Source organism: Promicromonospora kroppenstedtii DSM 19349 (genome assembly GCF_000515355.1).
GTDB lineage: Bacteria > Actinomycetota > Actinomycetes > Actinomycetales > Cellulomonadaceae > Promicromonospora > Promicromonospora kroppenstedtii.
In genome coordinates, this window is record NZ_KI911641.1 from 159,671 (window position 1) to 162,934 (window position 3,264).

The 3,264-nt window shown below is 74.2% G+C and carries 4 protein-coding genes; 2 read left to right on the forward strand and 2 right to left on the reverse strand.

From position 1 onward, the window contains the following. Positions 1–454, reverse strand: a 454-nt coding sequence (locus PROKR_RS34300; protein ID WP_169736359.1) for a site-specific integrase, incomplete at its 3' end; no start/stop codon positions are given. A 198-nt stretch (positions 455–652) separates the two neighbouring features. On the opposite strand from PROKR_RS34300, the gene PROKR_RS08645 reads away from it, so the two are divergent. Further along, entirely contained in the window at positions 653–1,555 is a 903-nt protein-coding gene (locus PROKR_RS08645) for a TIGR03621 family F420-dependent LLM class oxidoreductase (RefSeq protein ID WP_036961916.1), read from the forward strand. Here the strand turns inward: PROKR_RS08645 and PROKR_RS08650 are convergent. Continuing rightward, entirely contained in the window at positions 1,521–2,126 is a 606-nt protein-coding gene (locus PROKR_RS08650; RefSeq protein WP_036961919.1) for a TetR/AcrR family transcriptional regulator, read from the reverse strand. The two genes, PROKR_RS08645 and PROKR_RS08650, sit on opposite strands and share 35 nt — an antisense overlap. Before the next feature lie 55 nt (positions 2,127–2,181). Between PROKR_RS08650 and PROKR_RS08655 the strand changes: the two genes are divergently transcribed. Then, on the forward strand, positions 2,182–3,264 hold a 1,083-nt coding region (locus PROKR_RS08655; protein WP_036961922.1), incomplete at its 3' end, for an FAD-dependent oxidoreductase.

Genomic DNA, 3,264 nt, shown 5'->3' on the forward strand with positions numbered 1-3,264 from the left:
TGGTCAGCAGGCTGCGTGCGGCGCCCGCCGACAGGGCGGTGCGGGCGGTGCGCAGGGTGCCGCGCACCTTGGCGGGCGGCGCGGCCCACTGCATGGGGTCGGCCTGCACCCAGCACTCCCGGGCCGCGTACGCGAAGAACCGGGACACGGACTGCCGGAACCGGTTGACCGTCGCCGTGCTGCGCCCGGGACCCGCCTTGCGGTCAGGGTCGGTGTACCGGGCGTCCGGCGCGGACTGGTACCGCACCAGCACGGTGTCGACGTCGGACCCCGTCACGTCGTCCAGGATGCGCTCGCGGCCCGTCAGGCGCCCGAACTCCGTCACGTCACGCGTGTAGCTGCGTGCCGTGGCGGGGGACAGGACACCGCGGATCGTCTCGACCTCGACCGCCGCCAGGTAGCGGCGTGCGGCTTCGTCGACGGTGATGCGCTCGAGGCGCGGAGGAGCGACCATGTCCGCCACCCTAAGCGCGACCACTGACACTCCCGATTTGCCGGAATGTGCCGCTGACCTGCGACGGGACCGGCGCTCACGGTGGCGCACAACGCCGGTCCCCGTATACCCGGCTTCGCGCACCGGCGAATGTGCTTGTGCCCTCCGGGCACACACAGTTGCCTGGACCGAGAGGTACGCCCAGGACGGAGAGAACCCATGACCACCACACCGCCGTTCCGCTTCGGCGTCGTCGCCACGCCCGCACGCACCGGCACCGCCTGGCTCGACCACGTCCGCGACGTGGAGCGGCTCGGCTTCGACACCCTCGTCGCGCCCGACAGCATCGCCCACGGCCTGTCCGTGCTGCCCGTGCTCGCCGCGGCCGCCACCGTCACCAGCCGCCTGCACCTGGGCACCTACGTCCTGGCCAACGACTTCCGCCACCCCGTGCTGGTCGCCAAGGACGCCGTGACCCTCGCTGTGCTGTCCGACGGGCGCTTCGAGCTCGGCATCGGCGCCGGGCACCCCGGCACGGGCCCCGACAACGCCATGCTCGGACGCACGTTCGACCGCCCCGGGGTGCGTGTGTCGCGGCTGGCCGAGTCCGTCCGCATCATCCGTCGCCTGCTCGACGGCGAGACCGTCACCACCACGGGGGAGCACTACGCCACCACCGACGCCTGCGTGGTCCCGCGCGGCACCGACCTGCCCCACGTCCCGCTCCTGATCGGCGCCGGGGGACCGCGCATGATCACCCTCGCCGGCCAGACCGCCGACACCGTCGCCCTCGGCATCCCGCTCGACGCCGACGACGCCACCGCCGCAGCCCTCGTCAAGGTGCTGCGCGACGCCGCCACCGCCGCGGGCCGCGACGCGCCCCTCGAGCTCAACGTCAACCTCATGGCCGTCGGCGACGCCGTACCCCGCTATCTCGCCGACCGTGTCGACCCGACGGCGCTCGCGGCCTCGGGGGCGGTGTCCGTGGTCACCGGGTCGCCGCAGCAGATGGCCAACCAGCTCCGGGAGCGCCGCGAGCGCCTGGGCATCTCGTACTTCGTGGTGTCCGAGGAGCTGATGGACGCGTTCACCCCGGTGCTGCGGATCCTGTCGGGGGAGTGAGGGGCGCGGGAAGCAGGGCGCCCAGGAGGGTGCGCAGCCCGGCCGTGACGTCGTCCGAGGCGGGTGGGGCGTCGGGGAAGGCGAGCCGGTGCAGGACGGCGCCGTCCAGGTGGGCCATCAGGAGGGCCGTGTGCGCCGCCGGGTCGGGGGAGCCGGCCGCTGTCAGCCACTGGCTGCCGATCGCGGCGACGCGGGCCGCGCCCCGGCCCATCTCCGCCTGGAGCTCGAGGTCACGGGCAGCCTCCATGAACAGGCTGTAGCGCGCGACGGTGAGGGTGCGCAGCTCTCCGGTGAGGGTGGCGACCATGCTCGCCAGGAGATGGGCGAGCGCGTCGGAGGTGGTGGGCGCGGCAGTGGCGCCGGCCAGGCGGGTCCAGCCGTCGACCTCGGTGTCGATCATCCGCACGACCATGGCGCGCAGCAGCGCCTCGCGGGTGCGGAACAGGTTGGACGTGGAGCCGGTGGGCAGCCCGGCGGCGGCGTCCACGGCGCGGTGCGTCAGGGCGCGCATGCCGTCGGTGCCGACCACGTGGATCGCGGCGTCGAGCAGGGTGTCCGAACGGGAGGGCATGCCCTCACACTACGGCTGTAGTCAATTGCACTACATCTGTAGTACCGTCGCGAGCATGCCACGAGCCGTCATCATCGGCGCCGGTATCGCCGGCACCGCCACCGCCATCGGCCTCACCCGCGCCGGCTGGCACGTCACCGTCCACGAACGCGCCGCCCACCCCGAAACCAGCGGCGCGGCCCTCGGCATGTGGCCCACCGCGATCACCGCCCTCGACCAGCTCGGCATGGGAGACGCCGTCCGCGCCGTCGCCACCCCGCAACACGCAGGCACCGTCCGCCGCCCCGACGGCACCCTCCTGGCCCGACTCGACACCGAACGCATCACCCGGCACCCCGGCGACCACGTACGACTCGTCGCCCGCCGCGACCTCGCCCACATCCTCGGCACCGCACTACCCGCGGAGACCATCCACCACCACAGCGCGGTCCACGGATCCCCCGACGCCGTCGCGCGCGGCCGGGTGAACACGGAGCCAGGCGGCACCGCACCGGCGAGCGCGGCAGACAGCCCGGCGCTCGCGGACGTCGTCGTCGTGGCCGACGGCGTGTTCAGCACGCACCGCACCGCCCTGCTGGGGGAGCGCTACCGTGCCCGGTACACGGGCCAGAGCGCGCTGCGCGGGCGCGTCGCCGTCGTCACCCACGAGGTGAGCGAGACCTGGGGCCCTGGTCGGCGGTTCGGCGTCACGCCCTACCTGGACGGCACCACCAACTGGTACGCGTCCCTCGACGCGCCCCGCGGGCAGCGCGCCGCCGGGGGAGAGGTGGCTCTGCTGCGCGAGCTGTTCGCCGGGTGGCACGAGCCGATCGGGCAGGTCCTGGCGGCGCTCACCGAGGACGACGTCATGCGCCACGACCTGTACGACGTCCACCCGCACCTGCCCACCTACGTGGCCGGACGCGCAGTCCTGGTGGGCGACGCCGCCCACGGCATGACCCCCGATCTCGGCCGCGGCGCGTGCGAGGCGCTGGTGGACGCCGTCACGCTGACCCGGTGCCTGACGGACACCGAGGGCCGCCTGAGGGCGGGCGACGTCGACCGTGCGCTCGCGCGGTACGACCACCTGCGCCGTCGTCCTACGCAGCGCCTGCAGACCCTGGCCCGCGGCATGGGCCGGGTGGCGCACGCGCGGCGG

Bases quoted from the DNA above. Each gene is read 5' to 3' on its own strand.
- PROKR_RS08645 (WP_036961916.1), top strand. From the start codon at position 653: ATGACCACCACACCGCCGTTCCGCTTCGGCGTCGTCGCCACGCCCGCA.
- PROKR_RS08650 (WP_036961919.1), bottom strand. From the start codon at position 2,126: ATGCCCTCCCGTTCGGACACCCTGCTCGACGCCGCGATCCACGTGGTC.